General features: G+C 70.0%; 35 protein-coding genes and 1 tRNA gene. 10 read left to right on the forward strand and 26 right to left on the reverse strand.

Going from position 1 to position 26,643, the window contains the following annotated elements:
• Nucleotides 1-16 precede the first annotated feature (16 nt).
• The 11 genes from K6T25_RS00110 to K6T25_RS00160 all read right to left on the reverse strand — a co-directional run bounded on the left by K6T25_RS00110 (nt 17) and on the right by K6T25_RS00160 (nt 6,375).
• Nucleotides 17-211, reverse strand: coding sequence for a 30S ribosomal protein S17e (locus K6T25_RS00110; RefSeq protein WP_222915527.1), 195 nt, complete (start codon nt 209-211; stop codon nt 17-19).
• Between the two features lie 64 nt (nt 212-275).
• Nucleotides 276-995 (reverse strand): DUF447 domain-containing protein, encoded by a 720-nt coding sequence (locus K6T25_RS00115; RefSeq protein WP_225917771.1) that lies wholly within the window; start codon nt 993-995, stop codon nt 276-278.
• On the reverse strand, nt 992-1,885 hold the full coding sequence (locus K6T25_RS00120) for a triphosphoribosyl-dephospho-CoA synthase (protein ID WP_222915529.1): 894 nt from the start codon (nt 1,883-1,885) through the stop codon (nt 992-994). The genes K6T25_RS00115 and K6T25_RS00120 overlap by 4 nt, the downstream gene beginning before the upstream one ends.
• Entirely contained in the window at nt 1,882-2,676 is a 795-nt protein-coding gene (locus tag K6T25_RS00125) for a beta/alpha barrel domain-containing protein (RefSeq protein ID WP_222917775.1), read from the reverse strand. The genes K6T25_RS00120 and K6T25_RS00125 overlap by 4 nt, the downstream gene beginning before the upstream one ends.
• A 62-nt stretch (nt 2,677-2,738) precedes the next feature.
• The gene (gene cofD / locus K6T25_RS00130) at nt 2,739-3,731 is read right to left on the reverse strand and encodes a 2-phospho-L-lactate transferase (RefSeq protein ID WP_222915530.1); all 993 of its coding nucleotides are present in this window, start codon (nt 3,729-3,731) and stop codon (nt 2,739-2,741) included.
• Nucleotides 3,732-3,791: 60 nt separating this feature from the next.
• A complete protein-coding gene (locus K6T25_RS00135; RefSeq protein ID WP_222915531.1) occupies nt 3,792-4,082 on the reverse strand; it encodes a DUF6199 family natural product biosynthesis protein in 291 nt (96 codons plus the stop codon).
• 147 nt (nt 4,083-4,229) lie between these two features.
• The gene (ndk, locus tag K6T25_RS00140) at nt 4,230-4,700 is read right to left on the reverse strand and encodes a nucleoside-diphosphate kinase (protein WP_222915532.1); all 471 of its coding nucleotides are present in this window, start codon (nt 4,698-4,700) and stop codon (nt 4,230-4,232) included.
• Nucleotides 4,697-4,873: a 50S ribosomal protein L24e gene (locus tag K6T25_RS00145; RefSeq protein WP_159669390.1), complete on the reverse strand. Its 177-nt coding sequence runs from the start codon at nt 4,871-4,873 to the stop codon at nt 4,697-4,699. The genes ndk and K6T25_RS00145 overlap by 4 nt, the downstream gene beginning before the upstream one ends.
• Nucleotides 4,874-4,877: 4 nt before the next feature.
• Entirely contained in the window at nt 4,878-5,102 is a 225-nt protein-coding gene (locus tag K6T25_RS00150) for a 30S ribosomal protein S28e (protein WP_159669387.1), read from the reverse strand.
• A 6-nt stretch (nt 5,103-5,108) separates the two neighbouring features.
• Nucleotides 5,109-5,471, reverse strand: a complete 363-nt coding sequence (gene rpl7ae / locus K6T25_RS00155) for a 50S ribosomal protein L7Ae (RefSeq protein WP_222915533.1) — start codon at nt 5,469-5,471, stop codon at nt 5,109-5,111.
• 229 nt (nt 5,472-5,700) lie between these two features.
• Nucleotides 5,701-6,375 (reverse strand): cyclase family protein, encoded by a 675-nt coding sequence (locus K6T25_RS00160; RefSeq protein WP_222915534.1) that lies wholly within the window; start codon nt 6,373-6,375, stop codon nt 5,701-5,703.
• 102 nt (nt 6,376-6,477) lie between these two features.
• Here K6T25_RS00160 and tmcA point away from each other — a divergent pair, with 102 nt between their 5' ends.
• Together tmcA and K6T25_RS00170 are read left to right on the forward strand one after the other, a co-directional pair.
• Nucleotides 6,478-8,799, forward strand: a complete 2,322-nt coding sequence (gene tmcA, locus K6T25_RS00165) for a tRNA(Met) cytidine acetyltransferase TmcA (protein WP_222915535.1) — start codon at nt 6,478-6,480, stop codon at nt 8,797-8,799.
• Between the two features lie 52 nt (nt 8,800-8,851).
• Nucleotides 8,852-9,343, forward strand: a complete 492-nt coding sequence (locus tag K6T25_RS00170; RefSeq protein ID WP_222915536.1) for a DUF456 domain-containing protein — start codon at nt 8,852-8,854, stop codon at nt 9,341-9,343.
• Nucleotides 9,344-9,431: 88 nt separating this feature from the next.
• On the opposite strand, the gene K6T25_RS00175 is transcribed toward K6T25_RS00170, so the two are convergent.
• The 8 genes from K6T25_RS00175 to K6T25_RS00210 form a co-directional block, all read right to left on the reverse strand.
• Nucleotides 9,432-10,277 (reverse strand): beta-keto acid cleavage family enzyme, encoded by an 846-nt coding sequence (locus tag K6T25_RS00175; protein ID WP_222915537.1) that lies wholly within the window; start codon nt 10,275-10,277, stop codon nt 9,432-9,434.
• The gene (locus K6T25_RS00180; protein WP_222915539.1) at nt 10,274-10,468 is read right to left on the reverse strand and encodes a hypothetical protein; all 195 of its coding nucleotides are present in this window, start codon (nt 10,466-10,468) and stop codon (nt 10,274-10,276) included. The genes K6T25_RS00175 and K6T25_RS00180 overlap by 4 nt, the downstream gene beginning before the upstream one ends.
• Nucleotides 10,469-10,567: 99 nt before the next feature.
• Nucleotides 10,568-10,960, reverse strand: coding sequence for a hotdog family protein (locus K6T25_RS00185; protein WP_222915541.1), 393 nt, complete (start codon nt 10,958-10,960; stop codon nt 10,568-10,570).
• A 91-nt stretch (nt 10,961-11,051) separates the two neighbouring features.
• Nucleotides 11,052-12,134 carry an amidohydrolase family protein gene (locus K6T25_RS00190; protein WP_222915544.1) on the reverse strand — a complete coding sequence of 361 codons (1,083 nt, stop codon included), beginning with the start codon at nt 12,132-12,134 and terminating at the stop codon, nt 11,052-11,054.
• Complete coding sequence (locus K6T25_RS00195; RefSeq protein WP_222915546.1) at nt 12,131-13,378, reverse strand: HD domain-containing protein; 1,248 nt, start codon at nt 13,376-13,378, stop codon at nt 12,131-12,133. Before K6T25_RS00195 ends, K6T25_RS00190 begins: the two co-directional genes overlap by 4 nt.
• 118 nt (nt 13,379-13,496) lie before the next feature.
• Entirely contained in the window at nt 13,497-14,672 is a 1,176-nt protein-coding gene (locus tag K6T25_RS00200; protein WP_222915548.1) for an HD domain-containing protein, read from the reverse strand.
• Nucleotides 14,673-14,754: 82 nt separating this feature from the next.
• Nucleotides 14,755-15,204 carry an Lrp/AsnC family transcriptional regulator gene (locus tag K6T25_RS00205; protein WP_222915550.1) on the reverse strand — a complete coding sequence of 150 codons (450 nt, stop codon included), beginning with the start codon at nt 15,202-15,204 and terminating at the stop codon, nt 14,755-14,757.
• Nucleotides 15,205-15,272: 68 nt separating this feature from the next.
• Nucleotides 15,273-16,094 carry an inositol monophosphatase family protein gene (locus K6T25_RS00210; protein ID WP_222915552.1) on the reverse strand — a complete coding sequence of 274 codons (822 nt, stop codon included), beginning with the start codon at nt 16,092-16,094 and terminating at the stop codon, nt 15,273-15,275.
• A 171-nt stretch (nt 16,095-16,265) separates the two neighbouring features.
• Here K6T25_RS00210 and K6T25_RS00215 point away from each other — a divergent pair, with 171 nt between their 5' ends.
• Both K6T25_RS00215 and K6T25_RS00220 read left to right on the forward strand, forming a co-directional pair.
• Nucleotides 16,266-16,583: a DUF8101 family protein gene (locus K6T25_RS00215; RefSeq protein WP_222915554.1), complete on the forward strand. Its 318-nt coding sequence runs from the start codon at nt 16,266-16,268 to the stop codon at nt 16,581-16,583.
• A 146-nt stretch (nt 16,584-16,729) separates the two neighbouring features.
• Nucleotides 16,730-16,981: a hypothetical protein gene (locus K6T25_RS00220; protein ID WP_222915556.1), complete on the forward strand. Its 252-nt coding sequence runs from the start codon at nt 16,730-16,732 to the stop codon at nt 16,979-16,981.
• A 499-nt stretch (nt 16,982-17,480) separates the two neighbouring features.
• On the opposite strand, the gene K6T25_RS00225 is transcribed toward K6T25_RS00220, so the two are convergent.
• Nucleotides 17,481-17,564, reverse strand: a tRNA-Leu gene (locus tag K6T25_RS00225).
• A 563-nt stretch (nt 17,565-18,127) separates the two neighbouring features.
• Here K6T25_RS00225 and K6T25_RS00230 point away from each other — a divergent pair.
• Nucleotides 18,128-18,313: a hypothetical protein gene (locus K6T25_RS00230; protein ID WP_222915557.1), complete on the forward strand. Its 186-nt coding sequence runs from the start codon at nt 18,128-18,130 to the stop codon at nt 18,311-18,313.
• A gap of 108 nt (nt 18,314-18,421) precedes the next feature.
• Here K6T25_RS00230 and K6T25_RS00235 read toward each other — a convergent pair whose 3' ends face one another.
• Nucleotides 18,422-18,703: a hypothetical protein gene (locus K6T25_RS00235; protein WP_222915559.1), complete on the reverse strand. Its 282-nt coding sequence runs from the start codon at nt 18,701-18,703 to the stop codon at nt 18,422-18,424.
• A gap of 131 nt (nt 18,704-18,834) precedes the next feature.
• On the opposite strand from K6T25_RS00235, the gene K6T25_RS00240 reads away from it, so the two are divergent.
• The 3 genes from K6T25_RS00240 to K6T25_RS00250 all read left to right on the forward strand — a co-directional run bounded on the left by K6T25_RS00240 (nt 18,835) and on the right by K6T25_RS00250 (nt 21,409).
• Nucleotides 18,835-19,320 carry a DUF309 domain-containing protein gene (locus K6T25_RS00240; protein ID WP_222915561.1) on the forward strand — a complete coding sequence of 162 codons (486 nt, stop codon included), beginning with the start codon at nt 18,835-18,837 and terminating at the stop codon, nt 19,318-19,320.
• An 86-nt stretch (nt 19,321-19,406) separates the two neighbouring features.
• Complete coding sequence (locus tag K6T25_RS00245; RefSeq protein WP_222915563.1) at nt 19,407-20,501, forward strand: M42 family metallopeptidase; 1,095 nt, start codon at nt 19,407-19,409, stop codon at nt 20,499-20,501.
• 53 nt (nt 20,502-20,554) lie between these two features.
• Complete coding sequence (locus K6T25_RS00250; RefSeq protein ID WP_222915565.1) at nt 20,555-21,409, forward strand: M14 family metallopeptidase; 855 nt, start codon at nt 20,555-20,557, stop codon at nt 21,407-21,409.
• Between the two features lie 18 nt (nt 21,410-21,427).
• On the opposite strand, the gene K6T25_RS00255 is transcribed toward K6T25_RS00250, so the two are convergent.
• Entirely contained in the window at nt 21,428-21,706 is a 279-nt protein-coding gene (locus K6T25_RS00255; RefSeq protein ID WP_222915567.1) for a hypothetical protein, read from the reverse strand.
• 134 nt (nt 21,707-21,840) lie between these two features.
• Here K6T25_RS00255 and K6T25_RS00260 point away from each other — a divergent pair, with 134 nt between their 5' ends.
• A complete protein-coding gene (locus tag K6T25_RS00260; protein ID WP_222915569.1) occupies nt 21,841-22,905 on the forward strand; it encodes a zinc-binding metallopeptidase family protein in 1,065 nt (354 codons plus the stop codon).
• Nucleotides 22,906-22,959: 54 nt separating this feature from the next.
• Here K6T25_RS00260 and K6T25_RS00265 read toward each other — a convergent pair whose 3' ends face one another.
• From K6T25_RS00265 to K6T25_RS00275, 3 genes are all read right to left on the reverse strand, one after another.
• On the reverse strand, nt 22,960-23,124 hold the full coding sequence (locus K6T25_RS00265) for a hypothetical protein (protein ID WP_222915571.1): 165 nt from the start codon (nt 23,122-23,124) through the stop codon (nt 22,960-22,962).
• A gap of 90 nt (nt 23,125-23,214) precedes the next feature.
• The gene (gene trmB, locus K6T25_RS00270; RefSeq protein ID WP_222915573.1) at nt 23,215-24,252 is read right to left on the reverse strand and encodes an HTH-type sugar sensing transcriptional regulator TrmB; all 1,038 of its coding nucleotides are present in this window, start codon (nt 24,250-24,252) and stop codon (nt 23,215-23,217) included.
• A 119-nt stretch (nt 24,253-24,371) separates the two neighbouring features.
• Nucleotides 24,372-25,232: a proteasome assembly chaperone family protein gene (locus K6T25_RS00275; RefSeq protein ID WP_222915575.1), complete on the reverse strand. Its 861-nt coding sequence runs from the start codon at nt 25,230-25,232 to the stop codon at nt 24,372-24,374.
• A gap of 131 nt (nt 25,233-25,363) precedes the next feature.
• Here K6T25_RS00275 and K6T25_RS00280 point away from each other — a divergent pair, with 131 nt between their 5' ends.
• Nucleotides 25,364-26,404 carry a mechanosensitive ion channel family protein gene (locus K6T25_RS00280; protein ID WP_222915576.1) on the forward strand — a complete coding sequence of 347 codons (1,041 nt, stop codon included), beginning with the start codon at nt 25,364-25,366 and terminating at the stop codon, nt 26,402-26,404.
• Nucleotides 26,405-26,417: 13 nt separating this feature from the next.
• Here K6T25_RS00280 and K6T25_RS00285 read toward each other — a convergent pair whose 3' ends face one another.
• Nucleotides 26,418-26,618: a dodecin gene (locus K6T25_RS00285; protein WP_222917777.1), complete on the reverse strand. Its 201-nt coding sequence runs from the start codon at nt 26,616-26,618 to the stop codon at nt 26,418-26,420.
• Nucleotides 26,619-26,643: the final 25 nt, after the last annotated feature.

Consider the following 26,643-nt stretch of genomic DNA (forward strand, 5'->3'; position numbering starts at 1 on the left):
GAACTCGCCGATCAGGTTACGCGGACGCCGCGCTGCCGGCCTTCTTGCGCGTGATGTAGCCCGCGATGCGGTTGCGGACGCCCTTCGACTCCACGTTGGTCAGTTTCGTGACGTTCTCCTTGTTCGTCTCGAAGTCTGTGTTGAACGACTGCGGGTACTTCTCCAGGAGCAGCCTCCCGAGTTGCTTGACGTACTTCGGTTTGATCGCCATGCCCGATAGTACAGGAAACGCGAACTAAAAGCGTTCGTTCCGGGCTGGCGCTGTCGCTCCGTCGCTACCGGCCGTCACGGCGTTCGCCGTCCGCGTCGGGGCTGCGGTCCCCGCTGTCCCACCCGCTCACCTCGCGTAACGTCTCGAACGCCTCGCGTTCGGCGGGTCCGCCGCACCGATCGACCACGTCGGCGAAGTACCGCAACCGAGCGAGCAGTTCAGCGGTATCGTACGACGGCACGTCCAGCCGAGAGACGGCGACCGTCGCGTCGATCACGGCGCCGAACCCGCGGTTGATCGTTCGAACGTCCGTCCGCTCGACAGCCGCATCTGTCACCCGGAGGTGCCAGTCGACCCACTCGGTGCCGCCGCGCTCGCCCGAGCCGACCCGCTCGACCTCGAGTTCGGCCCACGCGTCCGCCGAGTCGAGCACCGGCTCCCGTTCCTCGCGGACGGTCGCCGCGGCGTCGACGAAGTCTCGCGGGTCGGTCACGAACTGGACGACGCCCTCGCCGCGCTCCGTGAAGTTCCGCCAGGTTCGGGTCCGGCCCCACGTCCGCGCCCGCACCGGCGCGTCGGCGGGCCGGCTGTCGTGCTCGGGGGCGTGAAGGCCGAGCGCGGCGAGGTTCCACAGCCCGTTCGGCCCGAGCGTCGCCACCACCGACTCGGTGACGCCGGCGAGATCGACGGGCCAATCGCCGACTGCGTCATCGCCGCCCCGGCCGTCGTCGCCGTCATCGTCCCCGTCACCGTCGCTGATCCCCTGGAGCGGCTCGTCGCTCACACCGACACCCCGCGTTCGAGCGCGACGAACAGCGCCGCGGCCGTGACGTCGGCGGTCGTCCCGGGGTTGATCCCACGATCGGCCAACTCGTCGGCCCACCACTCCGCCTCGTCGAGGGAGTCGATCCTCGCCGCTTGCTCGCGCACCTCGGCGGCGGTTTCGGGACCGTGCTGTGTCCGGACGAGGGTGTCCTCGGCCTCCGCGAGCAGGTCGAGGAACGCGCGGGCCGCGCGGTCGGCGATCGGTCCGTCGTCCGCGCGGATCGCCTCGGCCGCGCGGAACGTCCGGGGGTATCCCTCGACCCACTCGCGGGCGTTCGCGTCGCCGGGCGTCCCGCGCTCGTCGACCGGTGCGGCCGACTCACGCATCACGTCGAACAGGGTCACCTCACGCTCGCGCAGCGCCGGAACCGCGTCGGCGCCGCGGCGCACGTCGAGCGCGTCCATCCCCTCGGGCGGGTCGGTCACCGCCACGTCGACGTGCTCGAACGCGCGGTAGAACCCGGCCGCGTCGTCGACGGTCGTCGACTCACACACTGCGGCGACGCCGTCTGGCGCGAGCGCGCGGTCGTCGGCCGCGGCCGCGCGCACGAGCGGCGTCAACAGGAGAAGACAGCCGAACTGCGTGTTGCCGCCTGACTGCTCGCTCATCCCGGCGACAGCCGTCCCGAACGCCTCGCCGACGGGGTCGCCGGCGGCCGCACGTTCCAGCCCCGGCCGGGCGCCGACAGCGCCCGCGAGGAAGTGCTCGAATCGGAGCTCCGCGAGGTCGCGCGCGCGGTCGACGTTGCCGGGTTTCGGCGTCCCCGCCACCTCCAGGAGCAGGGCGAGTTCGGCGTTCGCCGCCGGGCCGCGCCGCGGGGCGTCCGCGACGACAGCCTCGTCGGTCACCGCGACACCCCCGGCGGCTCCGCTCGGATAGTCGCGTCCGCCGGACCGTCGCCGTCGGCCCACTCGTCGACCGCCGCCCGGACCCGGCGCATGACCTGCGGGTCGTCGCTCGGGCGGCCGACGCTCACCGCGTCGGCGCCGGCCGCGAGGTACTCGCGGACCGTCCGCCGGTCGCGGACGCCGTTGTTCGCTATCACGACCTGGCCGGGCGCTGCGGCCTTCACACGCCCCACGACGCCCTCCGAGTCCATCGCGTCGACGTGGATCACGTCCGCGCCGGCGGCGGCGACCGCGCGGGCGGTGTCGGCGAGGTCGACGCCGTCGACCTCCGCGCGAACCTTCACGCTCACGTCCGCGCCCTCTCCGGCCGCCGCGGCGACGTACTCGGACAGCCGACCGGTGTCGGCCAGCAGCGTCTCGCCGCAGCCGACGGCACACAGCTCCGCCTGCCGGCAGTGGGCGTTCACCTCCAGGATCGCGTCGCGGTCGGCGCACACGGCGGCCGCGTCCCGGACCGCTCCCGCGCTCGTCGCCCGGACGTTCACCCCGGCGCGGAGGTCGTGTTCGTCATCCACGATCACGTCGAGTTGGTCGGCGATCCACGCGAGCGGATCCACGGGGAGGAACTCCGAGCGGCCCCGGTCGGCGACCGTCGCGCGGGCGGCCGCGCGACTCTCGGCGTCGAGCGCGATGCCGCCGATGAACGCCGCGCCGGCGAACGGGGTGCCGGCGCGCGCCCACTCGGCGTCCGCCTCGCCCGAGAGGCTCGCGAGCGCGACGGGCGGGTCGATGTCGAGGTCGGCCGCGGTCGCCGTGGTTGCCGCGGAGTCGGACCGCCCGTCCGCCTCCTCGCTCACTCGGCCACCTCCAGCGCCGCTCGACAGGCCCGCGCCACGCGCTCGGCGTCGTCCGGACCGTCCATCCGCGTGTCGGTTCGGACGACCGGCCGGCCGAGGGCCGTTCCGTCGTCGTCGTCGAGCACGAACGCGTCCGCGAACGGGTAGGCGTCGGCGACGCCCCGAGTGTTCGGGTCGCGGCCCACGCCGCGCATGAGCTCCGCCGCGGGTCCGGAGAACACCCGGTCCTCGACGAACGGGGAGACGGCGACGACGGTCGTCTCCGCGAGCGCCTCGCGGACGCCCTCGAGCGCGAGCATCGGGCCGATGCTCGTCACGGGATTCGAGGGGCCGATCACCACGTCGTCGCGCAGCGCCGCGCGGACCGCGTCGGTCGCCGCCGCGGCGTCGCCGCCGCGGAACTCGACGTCCTCGACGGCGGGCTCGCCGCGGTTCGCGACCCAGTACTCCTGGAAGTGCATCGAGCCGTCCTCGGTGTGGACGATCGTGGCAACGGGGTCGTCGCTCATCGGGATCAGTTCGATGTCGAGGCCGAACGCCTCCGCGAGCGTGCGCGTCACCGCGGTGAGCGTGCGTCCTTCGTCGAGCAGCGAGGTTCGAGTGACGTGGACCGCCCGGTCGCGGTCGCCGATCTCCATGAACTCCGCGACGCCGGAGAAGCGCCGCCAGCGGGCGATCTCCCGCCCAGTGATCTGGGCCTCGTCCGGGAGGTACCGCGGACCGCCCCCGAGCCCCCCGGCGTCGGCGAGCCGTACGAGCTCCTCGTGGGTCTCGGTCGTGTCGTCTGCGATCCCCCACCACGTCTCGCGATCGAGGACACCGCCGCCGTGGAACAGGACCGTGTCGACGTCGGGGCACACGAGGTGGCCGCCGATCTCGACGTCGTCACCGGTGTTTCCGACGACGGTCGTCTCGGCGGGGGCGAACACGCCCGCGGCGCCCTCCAACAGCTTCGGCGTGCCGGTGCCGCCGGCGAGAAACGTGACCATAGGCGGGATAACACGGGGGCGGGCTTGTATGCTGTCGTTGGCAACGGGTGATCGCGGTCGTTATTCGTCGCCGTCGGGGCCGCCGTCGCCGTCGTCGCCGTCGTCGCTCCCGGCGTCGCGCTCGGCGTTCGCGTCCCGTCGCGACACGAGGAACTCCAGCAGCGCGCCGACGGCGACGAGCAGCGAACTCCAGCGCGTCAGCGAGACGTACCAGTCGCTGGGTTCCAGATCCTCGGGGTTCTCGTAGCCCGCGAGGACGAGTCGCTTCGCGTAGTCGATGGTGCGCTCGGGGAACGCGAACCCGGCGATACCGAACACGACCGTCGTGAGTGCGGATGCCTGTCGCTTCACACCGAACGGTACGTGTCGGACGCGCAAAAGGACGCGGATGAACCGGCCGCTACGGAACCGGGTTTCCGGGAGAAATCGGGGAACCGTAGCCAGCAGTCGAGTGACGCGCCCCTCGGTCGTAACGGTACTCGGCCCTCGGTCGGCGCGTTACTCGTCCTCGTAGACCCACGACGCCGCGTCGAGGTTCCAGTCGACGAGTTCGTCCTCGTCGAAGAACAGGGCGATCTCGCGCTCGTTGGCGCCCTCGTCCTCGTGGTCGGAGCCGTGGATGACGTTGTGGCCGAGATCCAGGCCGAAGTCGCCGCGGATCGTGCCCGGGGCGGAGTCGGCGGGATCGGTCTCGCCCATCATCTTACGGACCTGCCGCGTCGCGTCCGCGCCCTCCCAGACCATCGCGAAGACCGGTCCGGAGGTGATGAACTCGACGAGGCCCTCGAAGAACGGCTTGTCCTCGTGTTCGCCGTAGTGCTCGTGGGCCAACTCCTCGTCGATCTGCATGAACTTCGCGCCGACGAGCTTCAGGCCGCGCTGTTCGAACCGGGAGACGACGTCCCCGATGAGCCCGCGCTGGACGCCGTCGGGCTTGACCATCACGAACGTTCGCTCGTCGTGGCTCATTCGCGACCCTCGGCGGTCCAGTCGAGGTCGCGCGCCTCGCGACCCAGATCCGCGTTCTTCTCGCACTTCGCCGAACAGAAGTGCGTGACGCTGCCGTTGACGGCGACGAACATCGTGCCCGTGCCGGGCTCGATGTCGGCGCCGCAGTAGTCGCAGTCTCGTTGCTGGGGCATTGGCTTACTGACCTCCGATGGAGTCGGCGTCGCGCTGGGTCTCTCGCAGCTGGAGGATGTCCCCCATCTGGACGGGGCCCAGGACGTTTCGCGTGATGATGCGGCCCTGGTTTTCGCCCTCCTGGATGCGGCACTTGACCTGCATGGCCTCGCCGTGCATCCCGGTCTTGCCGACGATCTCGACGACCTCGGCGGGCGTGGAGCCGCTCTCTTGCTCTTCAGCGGACATGGTGGCTTACCGCAGTTCCTCGACCTTACCCGCGATATCGTCGATGTCCTCCTCGGCGTCGCCCGTCTCGGTGACGGCCGCGGCCGCGGAGCCGACCTCGAGGCCGGCGGCGTGGCCGACATCGTCCTGTGTCTCGATGAAGACGTAGGAAATGCCCTTCTCCTCGCAGAGTTCGGGAAGGTGCATGACGATCTCTTCGGGTTCGACGTCCTCGGCGATGTACACGAGCTTGGCGTTGCCGCGCTCGACCGCCTTGGTCGTCTCGTTGGTTCCTTTCTTCACGATACCGGTGTCGCGGGCGACCTCGAGCGCGTCGAGGCTTCGCTCCGCGAGGTCCGCAGGGGTCTCGTAATCGACGTAGACTGACATTGTTGTGTGGCTTCCCGCTCGGTGGCTCGACACCTCCGCCGGTCGTAAGTCCCTGACGACGGAGCGGGTCACGACCCCGAGCAGGTCGTACTGACTGGGTACTCGGGTCGGCTGTATAAACGTGTTCAATGCTTCGCGCCCGTGTGACCCCCCACCACGACAGTTCCCGGTCGTGTACGACCGACGAACGGCGACGCAGTCGGTCGTACGGGTCGGTCACGGTACCCGCTTACTCCGGCCCCGTCGGCCGCTCGGCGACCGCCCGCACGGGCGCCCCGTCGGCTCCGACGCGGAGCGGATACGCACGAAGCGTGAACCGCTCGGGCAGATCCGCGGAGAGGCCCAGGTTCTCGACGATGAACGCCCCGGCCCCGAGGAGTTCGTGATGCGCGGGCGTTCCCTCGGGCTCGTCGTCCCCTGCTTGCGCCGTCGGCGTCGGGTCGGGGTTGATCGTGTCCAGTCCGACGGCGCAGCCGAGGTCGGCGACGTGGCGTGCGGCCTCGGGCGTGAGGTACGGGTGATCGAAATACCGCTCGTCGCCCCAGTGGTCGCCCCACCCGGTTCGAAGGACCAGCATGTCCGCGTCCGGGGCGTCGTCCGGGAGCATTCCCGGCTCGATAGCCTCGCGCGCGTCGAGTTCGCTGTCGCCGCTCTCGCCCACCAAGTCGACCAGCCGGGCGTCGAACCGGAAGTCAGCGATCCCGTACTCGTCGAGCGTCGCCCCCTCGGGTTCCATGTGCGCCGGCGCGTCGATGTGCGTCCCGACGTGGGTCGTGAACGAGAGGTGCGTGACGCGGTAGCCGTTCGACTGCATCGTCGCGCTCGACTCTGCGGAGACGCCCGGATCACCCGGATACACCGGCATCCCTGGCTCGATACGGCGGGTGAGATCGACTGGGTTCATACGGCAACTCCCGCCGACGGCGACGAGAGGCTGACGATCGTGGGGCGCAGATCCCACCCGCGGTCGAAACGAGCAAGCCCCCGGCCCGCGGACACCCCGGACGTGACACGCGACGCCCTCGCCGCGCTCGCGGCGGACCTCCGCGCGGAGGCGCGCCGGACGGACCAGCGACGCCTGATCGTGCTTCACGGCGAGCGCGACGACTGCCTCGACGCCGCCTTCACAGTCGTCGAGGCCGCCGGGATCGCCGACGACGAGGCGACGCTGCTGTCGACGCGCGAGGGAGTCCGCTTCGAGCGCCACCGACCCAAACACGCCGCGCGGCTGCTCGGGACGACCCGCCAGGCCGTGATACTCGACGCGTTCGTGGAGTTCTCGCCCAACGCCGTCGGCCAGTCGGTCGGCGCCGTCGACGGGGGCGGGCTGTACGTCCTGGTCGCGCCGCCGCTCGACGAGTGGCCGGACCGCCGCGACGACTTCGACGAGTCGCTCGCGGTGCCGCCGTTCGGTCTCGACGACGTGACCGCTCGGTTCCGGTCCCGGCTGGTCGAGACCCTGCGCCGGCACCCCGGCGTCGCGATCGCCGCGGTCGGCCCCGACGGCGCCGTCGGCCCCGCCGGCGCCGACGACACTGCGCCCGACGAGATCGAACGCGACGGCCTGACCGGCGACGAGGCGCCCCCGCCGGAGCCCGGCCCGACGACGCCGGCGAGCTCCGCGTTCCCCGCCGTCGCCTACGAGTCGTGCCTCACTCGCGACCAGTCGCGCGCGCTCTCCTCGCTTGAACGGCTTCGCACGCCGGGTTCGGCCGTCGTGGTCGAGGCGGACCGCGGACGCGGGAAGTCGAGCGCCGCCGGCCTCGCAGCGGCGTCGCTCGCGGCGGCCGGCCGCGACGTACTCGTCACGGCACCGTCGTTCGCCGGCGCGAGCGCGCTGTTCGAGCGCGCGCGAGCGCTGCTTGCAGACCTCGATGCACGCCTCTCGGTCGACGAGGAGCGTCGGATCGAGGTCGGGCCTTCCGAGGCCGGACCCGCCGAGGACACGACCGGCCGAGGGCGGATCCGCTATCTCCCGCCGGCGGAGGCGGCCGACGCCGCCGGCGACGCGGACGTCGCGATCGCCGACGAGGCCGCCGCACTTCCGGTTCGCCTACTCGCGGACCTGCTCGCGGCGCCCGCGGCGGCGTTCGTCACCACCGTCCACGGCTACGAGGGGGCCGGGCGTGGCTTCTCGGTCCGCTTTCGCGGCCGTCTCGACGACTCGGACCGCCGCGTGACAGACGTGCGGATGGACGACCCGATCCGGTACGCCCGCGGCGACCCCGTCGAGGGGTGGGCGTTCCGCGCGCTCATGCTCGACGCCCGCCCCGGCGTCGACGCCGCGGTCGAGGACGCGGCGCCCGACACCGTCGACTACCGCGCCGTCGACGCGGACGACCTGCTCGCCGACGAGCACCTGCTTTCGGAGGCGTTCGGGCTGCTCGTGCTCGCGCACTACCGGACCGAGCCGGACGACCTCGCGCGCCTGCTCGACGCGCCGAACCTCTCCGTGCGGGCGCTGACCCACGAGGGGCACGTCGTCTCGGTCGCGCTGCTGGCGCGCGAGGGGGGGCTCGACGCGGCGACGCGCGGAGCGATGTACGACGGCGAGCGTGTCCGGGGCAACATGCTCCCGGACGTGTTGACGAGCCAGCTTCGCGACCCCGAGGCGGCCGCGCCGACGGGAGTGCGGATCATGCGCATCGCGACCCACCACGCCGTGCGGAGTCGCGGGCTCGGCTCGAAACTGCTCCGTGAGATCGAGCGGGAGGTCGGCGACGACGTCGACTACCTCGGCACGGGGTTCGGCGCGACGCCCGACCTGCTCGACTTCTGGGCGGGGAACGGCTACCGCACGGTCCACCTCGCGACCACGCGCAACGCCGCCAGCGGCGAGCACTCGGCGCTGATGATGAGCCCGACGAGCGAGGGCGGCCGGGCCCTCGCGCGTCGACACGCCCGGTGGTTCCGCGAGCGGATCGGCGCGGTACTTTCGGACGCGCTCCGGGATCTGGATCCGGACGTGGTCCGCGCGGCGCTGGCCGCCTGCGACGCCGCCGGCGACGCTGTCGTCGACGTCTCCGAGTACGAGTGGCGCCTGACCGTCGCCGCGGCGTACGGACCCGGGCTCGCGGACACGGCGCCGCGACCGTTCCGTCGCCTCGCCCTCGCGCACCTGCTCGACGGCGAGTGCGATCTCGCGGCGCGAGCGGAGCGCCTGCTCGTCCGGAAGGTGTTGCAGGCGCACGACTGGGAGTCCGTGACCGACGAACTCGACTACGTCTCGACGGCCGAATGCATGCGGAGCCTCGGCCGGACGCTCCAACCGCTGGTGGACCGCTACGGCGACGCGGTCGCGGTCGCGGAGCGCGAGCTGTACGAGTGAGGTCCGCGCCCGCGACGCCGGTGCTTATTGGTCCCCGTCGCGGATCTTCGCCATGGTCGACCTGGTCACCGCAGCAGCTCTCCTCCTCCTCGTCGCCGGCGTGGTCGGGAGCGTCGTACCGCTCGTTCCCGCGGGACCCCTCTCGGCCGCCGGCGTCATCGTCTACTACGTCCTCGCGCCGCCGTCGGCGCCGGCGCTCGGCGTCGGCTGGCTCGTCCTGTTCGTGCTCGTCGGGCTGATCGCGTTCGCGGTCGAGCACCTCGGCGGCGCGATCGCCTCGAAGGTCGGCGGCGCCGAGACGACGACGATGGTGATCGCGGGCGTCGCGTCGCTCGCGCTGTTGTTCGTACTCGGCCCGCTCGGGATCGTCGTCGGCACCGGCCTCGCCGTATTCGGCGCCGAGCTGTACGCCGGCAAGGAGCCGGCGGCGGCCGCCCGAGCCGCCGGCTACACGCTCGCCGGACTGCTCGCCTCGTCGGTCGCCCAACTCGCGTTGACGCTGTCGATCCTCGCCGGGTTCGTCGCGGTCGTGTTCCTCCTGTGAGGACGACCCCGTCCGCCGCGCTGTTCGAGTCCCCGACGGAAGCGCTGAGGGGACCGCCGTTCGGGCCCCGGCGACGACTCCAGGGGACTCAGCGCCGAGACTCGACGCCGAGGAGATCTCGCGCCTCGGCCGGCGACGCGACGGGGCGACCCAGCTCCTCCGCGATTCGGGCCGCCCGCGCCACGAGCGCCTCGTTCGTCGCCAACTCGCCTTTCCGAAGGTAGCTGTTGTCCTCCAGCCCGACCCGGACGTGCCCGCCGAGGATCAGCGCCTGCGTCGTGAGCGGGAGCTGGTGGGGGCCGAACCCGATGACGTTGAACTCTGCACCTCCCGGAAGTTGGTCGACCATCCGCTGGAGGTTCGCCGGCGACGGCGGCGCGAGCGTCCCCGGCCCGAAGATGAGGTTGAGGTACGGGGGGTCGGCGAGGTCGTCGTAGATTCGGAACGCCTCGTTGAGGTGGCCGTTGTTGAACACCTCCAGCTCCGGCTTGATCCCTCGCTCGCGCATCTCGGCGTGGAGGCCGTCGATGGTGTCGCGGGTGTTCTCGCTCGTCAGACGCCGGCCGCGGTTCATCGGCCCCATGTCGAGGCTCGCCATCTCGGGTGCCGGATCCGTCCGCAGCGGCTCCGCGCGGAGGGAATCGGGCGCGGCGGTGCCGCCCGTCGAGTGTTGGACGATCGCGTCCTCGGTCGCGTCGCGGACGGCGTCGGTCACCGCCTGAAATCGCTCGGTCGAGAACGCCCGCTCGCCGTTGTCGCGGCGAGCGTGCAGGTGGACGACCGCCGCGCCGGCCTCCTCGACCGCCGCGGCCGCCTCGGCGATTTCCGCGGGCGTCTCCGGGAGATCTGGGTGCGCCTCCTTCCCCTGTATCCCGCCCGTGAGCGCCGCCGTGATCACGACCGGGTTGCCGTCGAGGTACTCCTCGTAGGTCATTCGTCCCAGTCCAGTCCCGCGTGCTCACGGAAGATCTCGCAGTCGGATTCCGGGTCAAGCCCGTAGCGCTCGGTGCAGATGTCTGCGTGCACCGGCTGGACGAACTCGCCGGCGACCGTACAGAAGGCGCGGGCGGTGTCGAACGCCCGATCGGCGTCCGACTCGCGGTACTCGAGGTGTGGACAGGCCATACGCGACGCTCGGCGCCCGGCGTCATGAAAGCGCGCGTCGGTGACGCCGGCGTCACCGGGCGGCGTACGACGACCCGAGCAGGCTCTCCCTCCGGTTGCTCACCCCAGGACCACGCCCTCGAACCCGCCGGTGAGCACGACCTCGTCGCCGTCGCGGTGACAGACGACATCCGCCTCGATCGCCGCTCGGTCGTCGTCGTCCCGGTCGACGGTCTCGACGGTCACTTCGCAGCCGATCCGCTGGCCGGTGTAGACGGGTCGGTGGAAGTCGAACGTCATCGTCCGCGCAAGCACGTCGAGGTCGCCGCCGATCTTCGTCGGCATCGTCGCCGTCAACAGTCCGTGGACGAGCAGCCGGCCGTCCTCGTCGGGCACCTCGTGGTGCTCGCCGCGGTCCTCCGAGAGCTCGGCGAACGCCTCCACTTCCTCGACCGTGAAGGTTCGCTCGTATCGCAGCGTCTCCCCGGGTGACGGCAGGTCGTCGGGATCCATGCTCGCCGCATCGGTCGCCCGTGGTTTGGGCGTGTCGACGCCGTCCGCCGGACCGATCGTCGGCGTCGATGGGGCCGACGGGACCGGTCGGTCAGGGAACGACCGCTTTCACGTCGCCCTCGCCCGCGCGGCGAACGACCGCGCGGACCGGATCGCGAACGCCCGAGAGGTTGTCGCTGTCGCCGTCGAGGACGAACAGGCGGGCCGGGCGATCCTCCGCTATCACGCCGCAGTCGAGCCCCGCGATCTCGGCGCCGTTGGCGGTCGCCATCCGCAGCACCTCGACCGCGGAGGCGTCGGTGAGCTTGGCGGCGAACTCCATCTCGCGGAACATCGAGGGGCTGTTGAGCATCACGTTGTCCGTTCCCAGCGCGACCGTCGTTCGGTCGAGAAGTTCGCGCACGGGAGGAACGCCGACGCCCGTTACGAGGTTCGAGCGCGGGCAGACGACGACGGGCCACTCGGCGTCCGCGAGCCGGTCGAGGTGCGTCTCGTCGGGGTGGACCATGTGAACGATGTGGTCGGGGTCGAGATCCATCGCGGCCCCCACGTCCAGCGGATCGCGCTCTCCGGCGTGAATCCCGAACAGTTTCCCCGCCCGCCGGGCGGCGTTGCGCTCGGCGTCGAAGTCGGCGTCGCGGGCGCCGCTGGCGCCGAACCCGGCGGCGAACGGATGCTCCATCGCGTCCACCGTCTCGCGGCCGAGCACGACCGACTCGACCGGCAGACCGTCGACGGCGGCCTCGATCGCGTCGACGCCGGCGACGCCGCCCTCGCGGAACTCCACGTGCGCGGTCGTTCCCGTCGCGTGCATGTACCGCAGCGAGCGGCGCATCGCGGCCACCATCTCCTCGGCGGGCGTACTGCGGAGAATACGATGTTTCAGCCCGTCCGGCGGCGCGACGAGTTCGTCGAGGTCGAGCCCCCGGCCGGCCTCCTTCGCGACTGAGTCGCCGACGTGCGTGTGGGCGTTGACGAACGCCGGGCAGACGATGTCGTCGCTGGCGACCGACGTCTCCTCGATCGCCGCGACCGTCCCGTCCTCGACCAGAAGTCGACCCTCGAGGGCCTCGAACTCGCTGCCGACGAGGATCGTCCCCTCGTAGGTGGTGGCGCCCGGAGTGTCGGCGGTACCCCTGTCGGCCGTCGGCTCGCCGTCGTGCTCGCGGCTCATTCGCCGGCCCCCGCGCCGTCGGACTCGAACTCGTCGAGCGTCGCGTGGACGCGCCGACGCACGTCCGAGACGAGCGTCCCGTCGATATCCAGTCCGAGCACGTCGACGGCCGCCTTCCCGACCCGGTCGGTCGCGTCGGCGACGGTGTACACGCCCATGCGCCACTGCTGCTCTCGGGCGGTCCGAAGCGCGGTCACGAGCGGGGAGTAGTCGCCCAGCCGGCGGACCTCGCCCCCGACGAGCACCTCCGAGGTCGACTCCGCCATCGCCGGCTCCGCGGGCACGTCGAGGACGACCGCCGAGGGGTCGACCGCGGCGCGCTCGGCGATGTCGGCCTCCAGATCCCGAACCGTCTCGTGGTCCGCCTCGCGAAGCGATTCGGGCGTGTCGTCGTACTCGGCCCAGACGGCGCGTTTGAACAGGTCGCGGCGGTCGTAGCGGTCGGCGAACGTCTCCGTTTCCGGTGTCATCCGCAGCGCGCCGATCAGATCGTAGTCGTCCATCCGGCGAACGCGCTCGGCGGTGATGTCCGGCGTCGCGAGCAGGCGCTCGGTCGCCCGACGAAGCATCGCCTTCGAGATCCGCGCGACGGGATGGGCGTACACGGTCGGCGTCATCAGCGCGCGCGCCATCAACAGCGACTCGGCGGTCTGGACGTTGCCCTCGGCGAGCACGAGGTCGCCGTCGGCGAACGTCAGTTCCCGCACGAGGCGCTCGTGGTCGATGGTGCCGTAGGGGACGCCGGTGTGGTGGGCGTCGCGCACCAGGTAGTCCATCCGATCCACGTCGAGTTCGCCCGACACCAACTGGCCGTACTGCCCCTCGCCGGCGATGAGGCCCGCCACGCGTTCGGGGTCGAGCTCGTGGTCGACGAGCACGTCGCCGACCTCGGTGTCGACGAGCAGGTCCGTCACGTCGTCGTGGTAGAGGCCAGTGTGGCGGTGGATCAGCTCCTCGACGTTGTGCGAGAACGGCGCATGTCCGATGTCGTGCAGCAGCGCGGCCGCGCGGACGCGCTCCGCCTCGACGCCTTCGACACCCAGCGAGTCCAGCGCGCGGTCGGCGAGGTGGGACACGCCCAGCGAGTGCTCGAAGCGGGTGTGGTTCGCGGAGGGGTACACCAGCGTCACCGTCCCGAGTTGGGCGACCCGGCGGAGCCGCTGGACCGGCCCCGTGTCGAGGAGGTCCGCCGCGACGCCGTCCACGGAGATGTGGTCGTGGACGGAGTCTTTGATCGTCGTCATTGGTCGGCGCTTCGCCGGCATCGTTCATAAACTGTGGGCGATGCGATCGGGTCCCCGTCCGCAGCCGGTCGGCGTCCGTCGACACCGCAGGCGGTTCCGTTGGCTCCCGACGATCAGGTCAATCCCGGATCGGGTCGGCACGCGCGCCGAGCACCTCCTCGGCGGCGGCGGCGACGGCGTCGGTGTGTTCGGCGGGCGCGTACACGCCCATCCGCCAGCCGGCGCGTTGGGCCGCCCGCAGCCCCGAGACGAGTTCGGAGGCGTTCTCCAGCCGCTGCGGGACGCCGTCGACGACGACGCGGCTGCCCGCCTCCTTGAACGTCGGCCGATCGGGCACGTCGACGATCACCTCGCGGTCGTCGACGCCGGCGAGGTCGGCGATCTCGCGCTCGGCCGCACGCTCGTCGGCGTGTTCGAGTTCGACTACGTCGGCGGGCGTCCCCGAGAGGTCCGTCCAGATCGCTCGCTTGTACAGGTCGCGGTACTCGATCCGCTCGCCGAGTGCGGGGACGTGCTCCCGCAGCGCGACCAGCAGATCGTGATCTGCCATCCGGCGGAACCGCTCCACGTCGATGCCGGCGTCGGCCTCCAGCAGGCGTTCCGAGGCGCGTTCGAGCATCGCGCCCGCGACGCGGGAGACGTGATGCCGGTAGACGGTCGCGTCCATGAGCGCCCTCGCGAGCAGCAGCGACTCGGCGGTCTGGACGTTGCCCTCGGCGAGCACGAGCGCGCCGTCTCGATACTTCAACTCCCGCACGAGGCGCTCGTGGTCGATGGTGCCGTAGGGGACGCCGGTGTGGTGGGCGTCGCGCACCAGGTAGTCCATGCGATCCACGTCCAGTTCGCCGGAGACCAGTTGCCCCAACTCGCCCTCGCCGCGGACGATCGCGGCGACGCGGTCGATCGAGAGGCCGTGCTCGCGGAGCACCTCGCCGGCGTCGGTGTCGCCGAGGAGGTCGCCGAGTTCGTCGTGGTCGACGCCGGTTCGGCGGCGGATCACCTCTTCGGTCTGGTGGCCGTACGGGCCGTGCCCGGCGTCGTGGAGCAGGGCGGCCGCCCGGAGGTGGCGTGCACGGTCGCCGTCGACGCCGAGGTATTCGAGCGCGCGGTCGGCGAGATGATACACGCCCAGCGAGTGCTCGAAGCGGGTGTGGGAGGCGGAGGGATAGACGAGGCGGACGGTGGAGAGCTGCTTGATGTGGCGCAGCCGCTGGAGGGTCCGCGTGTCGAGCAGGTCCTGCGCGACGGGGTCGAGGGTGATGTAGTCGTGGACGCTGTCCTTGATCGCCTTCATGCTGGATCGGTGGTGTGCGTGTCGCGTGTAGTGCTGTCGGTGTGTAGTGTGGGGCGGCGCCGGCGCCGATGGTTGGCTCCGATCAGATCGGCACGCCCGGCTCCTCGTAGTCGGTCCCGAGGATCACCATCGTCTGCGAGCGGTCGAACCCGTCCATCGTCGCGATCTGGCCGAACATCAGATCCCGCAGGTCGTCGGTCGACTCGGCGTACACGCGCATCATCACGTCGTACTCGCCGGTCGTGAGGTGGACCTCGCGGACGCCGTCCACCTCCCGAAGCGTTTCCAGCGCCTCCTCCTCGTGCCCCTGCTGCACCCGCAGCCCGACGAACGCGGAGACGCCGTAGCCGAGCGCCTTCGGGTCGACCTCCGCGCGGTAGCCCCGCAGCACGCCCGCCTCCTCCATGCGCGAGACGCGGTCGTGGACCGTCGCGCTCGACATGTCGATGCGGCGCGCGACCTCGCTGAACGGCGTCCGCGCGTCCTCCTGGAGGATCCGGAGGATCTCCCGGTCGGTGTCGTCGAGTTCCATAGCGGCTTCTGCCGCCTCGGCACCTTTGCGGTTTGGGTTCGCGTGACCGGCGCCGCTCGATCGACCGGCTACTCTCCAGCCACCGACCGAACCGCCCGCGCGGCCGCGAGCGCCTCCCCGTGCACGCCGCCGTTCGAGGCGACCAGCCCGACCGAGTCGTGGCGCCACGGGTCGCCGTCGAGGTCCGTCACCGTCCCGCCGGCCGTCCGGACCATGTGGACGCCGGCGACGGTGTCCCAGGGGTTGCAGTCGACGTTCGTGATCGTCGCGTCGAGCGCGCCCTCCGCGACCATCGCGAGCGTCACCTGTGCCGAGCCGAACCGCCGCATGTCGCCGAAGCGCTCGACGATCTCGCCGCACGCGCGGGCGTACTCGTCGCGGGCGTCGAAGTCCCACCAGACCGTCGGCGTCGCCGCCGCGGTCTCCGGGTCCGTCCGGTCGCTGACGGTCACGCGCGTCCCGTTTCGGTACGTCGCGTCCGCGTCGGCGACGTACACGTCGTCCATCGCGGGCAGCGCGTTCGCGGCCGCGACGGGCTCGCCGTCGACGACGGCGGCGACGGCCGTCGCGAACGCGCGGATGTCACGGACGTAGTTGTTCGTCCCGTCGATGGGGTCGATCACCCATGCGGCGCCGGTGTCCGGCACCGCCTTCAACTCGTCCTCCTCCTCGCCGACGATCGCGTCGTCCGGGAACGCCTCGCGGATCCGTTCGATGACGGCCCGCTGTCCCGCCCGATCCGCCTCGGTCACCACGTCCGTCTTCCCGTTTTTGTGCTCCACGTCGATGCCGTCGCGGAACCGCTCGCCCGCGACGGCCGCTCCCGCCCGCGCGGCCGCCTCCGCGACCGTCGCCCTGTCGGCCCCGTCGTCGGACCCCTGCGCTGTCATGCGCGTTCGCTCGGACACCAGCCCGGAATAGCCGTCGGTTCCGGTCAGCGCGTCGCTCCGGGCGGCAGGTCGTCGCCGCGACTGAGGGCTCGGTTAGTCGACTGGACGCCGCAGTCGGTTCACCCCCGCCCCCGCGGGAGTTTTATTCTCGCGTGTCACAACCTCCCGAACGTGTCCGACGACGACGAGAACGAGGCGCGCGACGCGGCCCGCCTTCCGGCGTCCACGGATCCGGATGAGTGTCCGGCGGACGTCGAGTCGGTGCTCACGCAGTTGGTGGAATCGGCGCGCGTCGCCGTCCGCGACGGACGGCCGGAGGACGCCGTCGCCGCCGTCGAGACGGTTCGAACGGTGGCTCGGAACAAGCTATCCGACGGGGACCACAGGCGACGGCTCGTCCACGGCTGTGACCGTGTCGCCGACCTCGCGGCCGACGATCCGCCGGTCGCGGCCGAGTACCTCGACGCGATGTCCAGACGACTCCCGTGACGTTCGGTGCCGCCGGATCGAGACTACTCGAACGCGAGTATCGGTTCGGCTTCGAACGGCGATATCGGCCGGGAGCGACCGAGAGGACTGTTTACTCGCATTCGACTCAGACCGAACTTAAGACGCAGTACGTGGACGGATAGTGTATGCGCCCAGGCGAGGCGGTCAGACAGATCGAGTACGTCATCGACGCGACGACGACCGACGGCGGCCGACGCTGTGCGGCCGGCTATCGCCCGGCGTTCGAGCGCGTCCACGCCGCCGGGGACGGCGACGACGTCGCCGATCTCGCGGCCGCTCTCGGCGACGAGGTTCGCGACGGCGCGCGTCCGGACCCGGCGGCCGCCGGCCGCGTCGCCGACGAACTGCTCGGCGTCGCGACCGACGGCGGATCGTAACGACACCGGAGGACGGCGGAGCGCCTTCTCACATCTCGCAGTCGAGAGAGTCACGGCTCCGGGGGTACTGGTGTCGGCTTCGAAGTGAGTTTTGCGAGCGAAGAGCGCTCCGCGAGCGTCTTCCGCATCACGGGGGATGACCCCGGCGATGCGAGGGAAGGGATTTGAACCACGGTCGCAGCGAGCTGCTCCCTGCTTCAAATCCTTCCTCAGTGCATCTCGCTCGGCCTCTGAGGGCCTCGCTGCGATGCGAGGGAAGGGATTTGAACCCTTGGACCACGGGAAGACGGTCGATCGCTCGCTTGCGGTCTCACTTCGTTCGACCGCGTCTCGCCCACGCTGCGTCTTCCCTGCTCTCGTTCGCTACGCTCACGAGACCTCTACAGGAGCGGATCTTGAGTCCGTAGTACACCCGTTGCTCATCGGTGTTTCGAGTGAGTTTTGCGAGGGAAGAGCGCTCCGCGAGCGTCTTCCGCATCACGGGGGATGACCCCGGCGATGCGAGGGAAGGGATTTGAACCCTTGGACCTCTACAGGAGCGGATCTTGAGTCCGCCGCCGTTTCCGAGCTTGGCTACCCTCGCACGCGGTTCCGGGGACGGTTCCCCGGCGGGTATATGCTCCGATTTGGCTCTGCTGAAATCCTCTTCTTCAGACATATTATCGCTTGAAATAGCCGGTCGATGAAAGCCGCGTATCACTCAGAAGAGTCGGATTCTGGGCTCTGACTCACAGCGCTCAGCGACGAAAAGAAACTCCCAATAAGTCCAATCAACCCAATCCCAAGTGAAGCGAGAACAATAGTATTCGAGGCACCGTATCCACTGGCTTCAATTCGGACTGCCAACAGCATTAATACAATACTGAACAGGAGGACATCTCTTGACAGGGACACATATCTCCTGCTACCAGCAAACTGTTTAATTTTCTCGATTGGGTTGCCTCGTCCACTGCAATACCGATACTTAGGAAGCGATCTATCCCATTGAGGCGGGTTCTCACCACCTGATTTGGTTCGAAACAGCCGATCGGCAGATGTGCAAACGCACCACCCTACTTGGATGCAGGTGATGCTATGACGTGTTAAACTACAAGCAAATTTTGACTGTCCAAAGTACCTATCATCTTTTCATGAATACCACCAGACATGGTTGAGGATAGAATGTCGAAGATAGTGTTAGGTATCGGAACAGTTGGGATAATAGCAGGGTTGCTCGTCATCATTCAATTGCCATCTGCCAATCAATATCACGAAACGACACTTTCAGCCGCTGGGATCGGGGTTCTACTTGTTCTATTCGGTATCAAAGCTCTCGCTGAGTCAAAGAGGTAGAGCGTTACTGCGCTTCGTGCCGACACTGTATTGACCGCAACCTGAGCGAGACATCTCACTTGCTGAGGATTTCAACAGAGCCTCCGATTTTCGACCGGGGCCTGCGCGTCAGCGTCCCCGTCGAGGCGCCGTCCCGGCCTGCCGCAGCGACATGTACAACACGATCCCGAACGAGCCCATGAGGAGTCCGAACTCTACCCCGTCCGGGCTCCCGCCGTCGCCCGCGAGAAACAGCAGGAAGCTCGCTCCCGCCGTCGCGAGCGCGAGCGCGTACAGCACGGCCGGACGCGCCCCCGGATCGCTCAGCACGCGCCACGTCCGGGCCGCGTCGCGTCGGGCTCGCCTCCCCATCGACCGCGTCCACGCCGCCACTCGTCGCAGTAGGGCCATCGAGTACGCGTCCCTCGGCGCCGATGACAGTAAAACCGTTCGCCGGGTTCCACATCCGCGGCGATACGCCGTCCCGATCGATGGCCCTCCGCGGCGATGGTGTTACGGCCGTCGCGCGCGGATCCGACGACATGGACGACCACACGCGCGATCTGAGCGTCGCGCCGCCGTTGGGCAACCCGGCCGGCTGGCGCGCCGACGAGCGCGTCTGGGAACACGCTACCCTCCGGCGAGCCACCGAACACGGCGTCCGACTGTTCAACGCCGGAGACTACCACGAATCGCACGACTGCTTCGAGGACGAGTGGTACAACTACGGCGGCGGATCCGTCGAGAGCGCGTTCCTCCACGGGATGGTGCAGGTCGCCGCCGGCGCGTACAAGCACGTCGACTTCGAGAACGACGACGGCATGCGCAGCCTCTTCGAGACGGCGTTGCAGTACCTCAACGGGGTCCCGGGCGACTTCTACGGCGTCGCCGTCGACGACGTGCGCGAGACCCTCCGTCGCGCGCTCGAGGACCCGGCCGTCCTCGACGGGTGGGAGATCGAACTCGATGGCCAGCGCGCGACCGCCTACGAGGCGGACTACGAGTACGTCGAGTCGCTGGAGCACTGATCGGAACGGCGGGGCCGCGCCGTCCGAACACCGCCCCCGACGGCCGCGACCCCCGCGCTTTTCGCCACGCGGGCGGACCGACCGATATGGACGGATTCGACCTGCTCCGTGATCTCACGGAGTCCCACGGCCCCGTCGGCTTCGAGACTGAACCGCACGAACTCGTCGCCGACGAACTCGGCGGGCACGTCGACCATATCAGGACCGACGCCATGGGCAACGTCGTCGGCACCGTCGAGGGAGACGGGGAGGGCCCCGAACTCCTGATCGCCGCACACATGGACGAGATCGGGTTCATGGTCCGCCACGTCGACGACGACGGCTTCGTCCGCGTGAGCCCGCTCGGCGGCTGGAACCCCGAGATCCTTCGTTCGGCTCGCGTCCGCGTCCACGCCGACGCGGGTGACGATCCGATCGACGGCGTCATCGGCGCGATCCCGGCACACGTCCGCGACACCGAGTCCGAGCAGGACGTCGAGGACGTCGCGATCGACCTCGGACTCGACGGCGGGACGGCGCGCGAGCGGGTCGCCGTCGGCGACGCGGTGACGATGCGCGCGCCGACCGAGCGCATCGGCGAGTGTGTGAGCGGCAAGGCGCTCGACGACCGCGCGGGCGTGTGGGCGGTGCTCCGGGCGGCCGCCCGGGCCGACCCCGACGCGACGGTCCACTACGTCGCGACCACCCAGGAGGAGGTCGGCCTCCGCGGGGCCGAGGGCGTCGGCGTCGACATCGACCCTGACGTGGCCATCGCGGTCGACGGGACGCTCGAACGGGCGGTCCCCGGCGTCGACGCCGCCGATCACGTGACGACGCGCGGCGACGGCGTCGCGATCAAGCGCAAGGACGCGACCGTCGTGCCGACGCCGGCGGTTGTCGAGCGGCTGGAGGCGCTCGCGGACGACCGCGAGGTGCCGTTCCAGCGCGAGGTCGCCGCGAGCATCGGCACCGACACGGGCGCGCTCCAGACGGCCGCGGGGTCGACACCGGTCGGCGCCGTCTCGATTCCGGTGCGGTATCATCACTCGACCGTCGAAACGGCCCACGCTGACGACCTCGCGGCGACGGTCGACCTGCTCGTGGCGGTCGCCGAGGCCGGGGCGGCAGGGCTGTGGTCCGCCACGGACGGCGCCGTCGGCAGTGTCGCCGCCGACGAAGCTGACGGCGAAGCCGACCCCTGAGGCGGCGGCTCCCGAACCACGTCGCTCAAATGCGTCCCCGACCCACAACAGATATGCAAGTTTACCAGCTCGGCGATGGCGTTCCCGAGGTGGCCGTCGTGGCGGGGATCCACGGCGACGAGCCCTGCGGACCGCGAGCGGTCGAGCGACTGCTGGCGGCCGACCCCGACGTGGAGCGTCCGGTGAAGCTGATCGTCGCGAACGAGGCGGCGCTCGAGGCGGGCGTCCGCTACACCGATGAGGACCTGAACCGCGCGTTTCCCGGCGATCCCAACGGCGACACCCACGAATCGCAGCTGGCACACCATCTCCTGGCCGAACTCGAGGGCTGTACGGTGCTCGCGCTCCACTCGACGCAGTCGACCGACGAGCCGTTCGCGGTCGCCGAGTCCGTCGACGAGATCGCCCGCGCCATCGTCCCGCACCTCCCGGTATCGAAGCTGCTGCGGACGGAGGGGCTCGCGAAGGGCCGGCTCATCCAGCACCCGCACACGATCGAAGTCGAGTGCGGCCTGCAGGGAACAGACGCCGCCGCCGAGAACGGCTACCGACTGGTTCGGGGGTTCCTCGCGGCGACCGGCGCGCTTTCGACGGCGTCCGTCGATGGCGACCCCGAACCCGCTGTCGACGGCGGATGTCCCGAAGGCGAGCGGTGTTCGACCTCGAACGCGGCGGTCGAGGTGTTCGAACTCATCGAGCCCGTGCCGAAGCCCGAGGCCGACGAGTACGAGGTGTTCGTCGAGAACTTCACAGAAGTGGCCGTCGGCGAGCGCTTCGCCGCCGCCGACGGCGAGGTGTTCACCGCCGCCGAGTCGTTCTATCCGGCGCTGATGTCGCCGTACGGCTACGCCGACGTGTTCGGCTACGCGGCCGACCGCGTCGGCGTGCTCGCCGATCGATCCGCGTAGGCCTCGGGGCAGTCCGACTCAGATCTCGTCGTCCAGCTCCTCGAGCTCCTCGATCGGGTCCAGGTCGTCGCTCAGTACTTTCTTCGCGCCGACGGCGAGCGCGACGAGCGCCGCCACGACCGCGAGGACACCCAGGGCTTTCCCGACGCCCGACCCGGACGACTCGGCCTCCTCGCCGGCGTCGCCCGCGTCGGGGGCGTCAGCCCCGTCGGTGCCGTCCGTCGTGCCCCCGATCGCGGAGGGGCCGATGTCGATCCCGTCGTGGAAGTGCAGCTCGAACAGCGTGAAGTTCGCCATGTCGGATGGATGGTCCGGTATCCTGTTATTGGTTTGGATCGTGTCGTCCCGCCCGGAGCGTCCCCCTTCTCTCGTCCCGCGGCCCGTACGCGCGGACCGGCGGCTTCATTTGGGGTCGGACCCGGGACACCCATATGCACGCAACCCGCAGGGCGTTCCTCGACGACCTCCTCACAACCCCCTCTCCATCCGGGTTCGAAACCGACGGACAGCGCGTCTGGGTCGACTACGTCCGGCAGTTCGCCGACGACGTGTGGACCGACGCCTACGGCAACGCCGTCGCGGTACACGAGGGAGACGGTGACGGTCCCCGGGTGGCGTTCACCGGCCACGCCGACGAGATCGGGTTCATGGTTCGGCGGATCACCGACGACGGCTTCCTTCGCCTCACTCGCGTGGGCGGCTCCGACCGGACCGTCTCGAAGGGGCAACACGTCACGGTCCACGCGGCTGACGGCCCGGTACAGGGCGTGATCGGCCAGACTGCCATCCACCTCCGCGACCGCGACGACGACGAGATCGAGGACGTGGCCGAACAGTTCGTCGACGTCGGCGCCGCCGACGAGGCCGAGGCGAGAGAACTGGTCGAGGTCGGCGACCCCGTGACGTTCTCCTCGACGGTCCACGACCTCCACGGCGACCGGATCTCCGCGCGCGGAATGGACAACCGCGTGGGCACGTGGGCCGTCGCCGAGGGGCTCCGGCGGGCGGTCGAGGCTGACGTGGACGCCACGGTGTACGCCGTCTCGACCGTTCAGGAGGAGATCGGGCTCAACGGCGCGGAGATGATCGGCTTCGACCTCGACCCGGACGTGGCCGTCGCCGCGGACGTGACCCACGCGACGGACAACCCCGACGTGAACGACGAGTACCGCGGGCCGGTCGAACTCGGCGCCGGACCGGTCGTCGCCCGCGGCTCCGCGAACCACCCCCGCGTCGTCGAGCTGGCGCGGGGGGCCGCCGAAGCCGACGACATCGACTCCCAACTGCAGGCGGCGGGCATCCGCACCGGGACCGACGCCGACGCGTTTTTCACCAGCCGCGGGGGGATCCCCTCGCTGAACGTCGGCATCCCGAACCGGTACATGCACACACCCGTGGAGGTGATCGACGCGGCCGATCTCGTCGCCGTCGCGGACCTGTTCGGCGCGATGGCCGCTCGCGCGCCCGACTACGCGCCGTTCACTGTCGACATCTGATCTCCGGGCGACGGCGCTTGCTTGCGGCGGAAGTCGCGCCGCCGGGGACGCCGGTCACGGTCGATCCCATTCGTAGAACCACCACGCCGCGCCCAACAGCAACAGCCCGGCTCCGAACGCGGAGGTCGCCGGCTCCGGGAACACGAACAGCAGGAAGCCGACGACGAGGACGGTCGACGGGGCGATGTCGTCCGACAGCGATGACCAGGAGAGATCCATCGAGTGATACCTCGCGGGCGACGTACTTGTCGGTTTCCGCCGTTCCCGCGTCGATGGGGGCGGCCGATAGATCCGAGTCGGCTGGATCGACTACTGCTGCCGGAGTTCGATCTCTTGGCCCTCGACGTCCTCGAAGGCGGCGACGAGGCCGCCGACGCTCACGCGGCCGCCGTCGGGATCGTCGACGGTGAACGAGGCGACCTGTTCGGAGGCGTCGTACTCGTAGTCGACGACGGGGCCCTCGACGCGGATCTCGTTTCCGGTCTCCACGTCCCGCCCCGAGATCGTCGCCTCGAACTCGCCGCCGACCTCGTGGAGGTCCTTCACCGCCCGGCGAATGGACGCGTACGTGCGGGGGAACGGTCGCTCCTCGCCGTCCGTCGCGACGGTCTCGGCGGTGGACCACAGGACGGTCCCGAAGAACCCGCTCACGAGGAACCCCAGCGCCGAGCGGTTGAAGATGACCCCGTAGCGGTCGCGGTCATCGCGGAGGGCGTCCTGCGTCGCGTACACCGAGTACTCGCCGTCCGCGACCGCGATGACGGGCGTCGTGATCCCGCGGCGACTCCGCGTCTCGGTCGCGACCGCGTCGTAGTCGAACTCCGCGGTCGACGGGGCCCGCGAGGCCGGCGTCACGAGCAGCTCGACGGCGACGCCGTCGTCGACGCGGCGCTCGAGCGCCTCGCGGAACCGACGGAGCAGGTCCGGCGTCAGCGAGACGGCCAGCTCGTACTCGGCCGACTCGATCACCTCCTCGAGATACCGGAGGATCGTCGAGCGCGACTTCACCAGCGACACCGCTTCGGTGTCCCGGGTCGGGGCGGTGTAGCGCGCCTCCAGCTCGTCCACCATCTCCGACAGCGACGAGCGGATGTCCCCGAACGCCTCGTCGGGGTCGACCGCGACGATCTTCATCGGGCGCGACTCCCGAAGCTCCACCAGGCCGCGGTCCGACAGGCTCCGGACCGTATCGTACACGCGGGGCTGCGGGATGTCGGTCTCGGTGGCGATCTCCGACGCCGTGAGCTCGCCGTGTTCCAACACCGCGAGGTAGGCGTCGATCTCGTACTCCCCGAGGTTGAACCGCTCGCCGACCCGCTCCATCGTCGTCCTGAGATCGTCGGTCATACGTCCCTGTTTGCACCCGTCCCTAAGGGTTTTACTGAAGAACGAGTAGTACCCGTTTTCGAAAGGAGGTATTGTCGTGTCGACCCGCCCGGAGCGTGTTCGTCCGGCGCGCCCGCCGGCTACATGTACATCCGGTCGGACGGCTGTTCCTCGTCTGCGTGCTCTTCCAGCCGTTCGGCGAGGCCCCGGTAGTACTCGCCGATCTGGGACGCGAACGCTTCGAGGGGACCGGTGTCGACGCCCAACTCGTACACCTCCTCGACCGCCTCGACGAGCCGGACCGCGGCGTCGACGTCCGGGACCTGCCGGTGGACGGGTGTGACGTACACGCAGCCGCGGAGGTCGGACTCCATCGATCGGGCCATCAACGCCGCGTTCGTTCCGTCGAGGAAGCCGTTCGTCATCGGTCGGACGGTATCCGGATCCGCCGTGTCGGGCGTGGCTGCTCCGGCAACTTCGGCGGGGTCCTCATCGACGGCGGAATCGTCACTGGCATCGGGAGCGTCACCGGTGGCGGGATCGTCACTGACGGCGGGGTCGTCGGGGAAGTGTACGGCCCGGTAGTCGTCGCTGGCGACGTAGAACGCGCGGTGTTCCGCCGGGCCGTGCGGGAACGGTGCCCCCGACAACACGGCGAACTCCTCGACGTTCCCCCGTTCGGTCCAGTCGAGGACGGCCTGCGAGAACGGCTCCGCGAGCGAGTTCGGGACGAACAGTTCCCCCACGAGGACCGTCACGTCGAGGTCGTCCCGGGAGAACAGCCGTGTGGGATGTCGCGGTCGGCCGTTCTCGAACGGCGTGACCGTCGGGAGGCCCTCCGCGCGGAGGTGCCCGGTCTGTTCGAGTGCCAGGTGGTCCACGAGGAAGTCGGCTGCGGTCAGGCCCGCGAGACCGTACTGGGAGAACCCCGCGACGACGGTGCTTGCGGGCGCTCGGTCGGTCGCGACGTGGAACGTCGTCGGCTCTGTGTGGCGGCTCATGTCACTGAATACGGAAGGTTCCGTGTTAGCAGTACCGGGCATTCCGACTCGGCATCGATCCATCACGCCGTGGTCACCACGGCGATCACGCGAGGGGAACGCTTTTTCGGGCCGGCGCCGACGCCCGCTGTATGCAGATGGGGACGACCGCGATCCCGCTCGCGACGGCCGTCGCGAACCTGTTGGACGGGCTGGCCGACGCGTACCAGTCGGCGCTCGCCGTTCCCGGGGTCGCGATCGTCGTGGTCATCTTGTTCCTCGCGCTCGGGGTGGCCGTCTCCACGTACGCGCTCCGCCTGCTCGGACGGCCCGTCGCCCGCCGGTTCGCCCGCGAGTCGGTCGCACATGTCGTTCTCAGGGGGATCCGTCTGGTGGTCATTCTGCTGTTCGGCGCGGCGGGCCTCTCCGCGGCGGGCGTGGAACTGGGCAACATCGTCCTCTCGGTCACGGTGTTCTCGGCTGTCGTCGCCGTCGTCCTCGCGCCGATCGTGGGGTCGATCATCAGCGGCGTGTTCGTGCTGGCCGACCAGCCGTTCGAGATCGGCGACATGGTGGAACTCCCGGACGGTACTCGGGGGTTCGTCGACGACATCACCCTCCGCTACACGAAGGTGTTCACCGTCGACAACACCTTCGAGGTGATCCCGAACTCCTACATCCGCGACCACCGGGTCACGAACCTCTCGGCCGAGGACGAGCGCACTCGGCTCACGCTCCCGGTCGTCGTGACTTACGAGTCCGACATCGAACGCGCACGGAGCCTGATCGAGCGCGCGGCCACGTCCTGTAAGACGGTCATCGAGGGCGGACCGGACATCCGGATCGGCGTCGCACGCTACCCCGCGAGGCCGACCTGCTACATCGACGCCTACGGCGACCACGGCGTCGAACTCACGCTGCGTTACTGGGCGAAGAACCCGTTCAAGCCGTTGACCGTCCGCTCGCAGGTCCAGACCGCCGTCTGGAACATCCTCGAGGACGACGACTCTATCGACGTGGAGTTCGCCTACCCCCACAGCCACCTCGTGTTCGACGACACGAGCGGCGTCGCGCAGGTGACGATGCGCGAGGAGGGCGGCGTCTCACACGAGCGTGCGACCCACGAATCACACGCCGAGTCGGTGGAAGGCGGCGCCGCCGACGGCGCGGACTCGGGAGCAGAAGAGAACTGAGCGTCCGCGAGCGTTACTCCTGTAGTTCGAACGCGACGACGACCTCCGCCTGATACTCCCGGCCGTCCACCGAGGCGACCTCGACACCGAACTCTTCCACCTCCACCCAGTGGACGTCGTCGATCGTCTCCTCGGCCCGGTCGATCGCGTCGTCCGCGGCGTCGTCGAAACTCTCCGTGCTCCTGCCGATCAGCGTGATCTTCTTGAACACCATCTCACACGTCCGCTCTCCGGCGAGG

Origin of the sequence: Halobaculum rubrum, from assembly GCF_019880225.1 — an archaeon.
GTDB classification, from domain to species: domain Archaea; phylum Halobacteriota; class Halobacteria; order Halobacteriales; family Haloferacaceae; genus Halobaculum; species Halobaculum rubrum.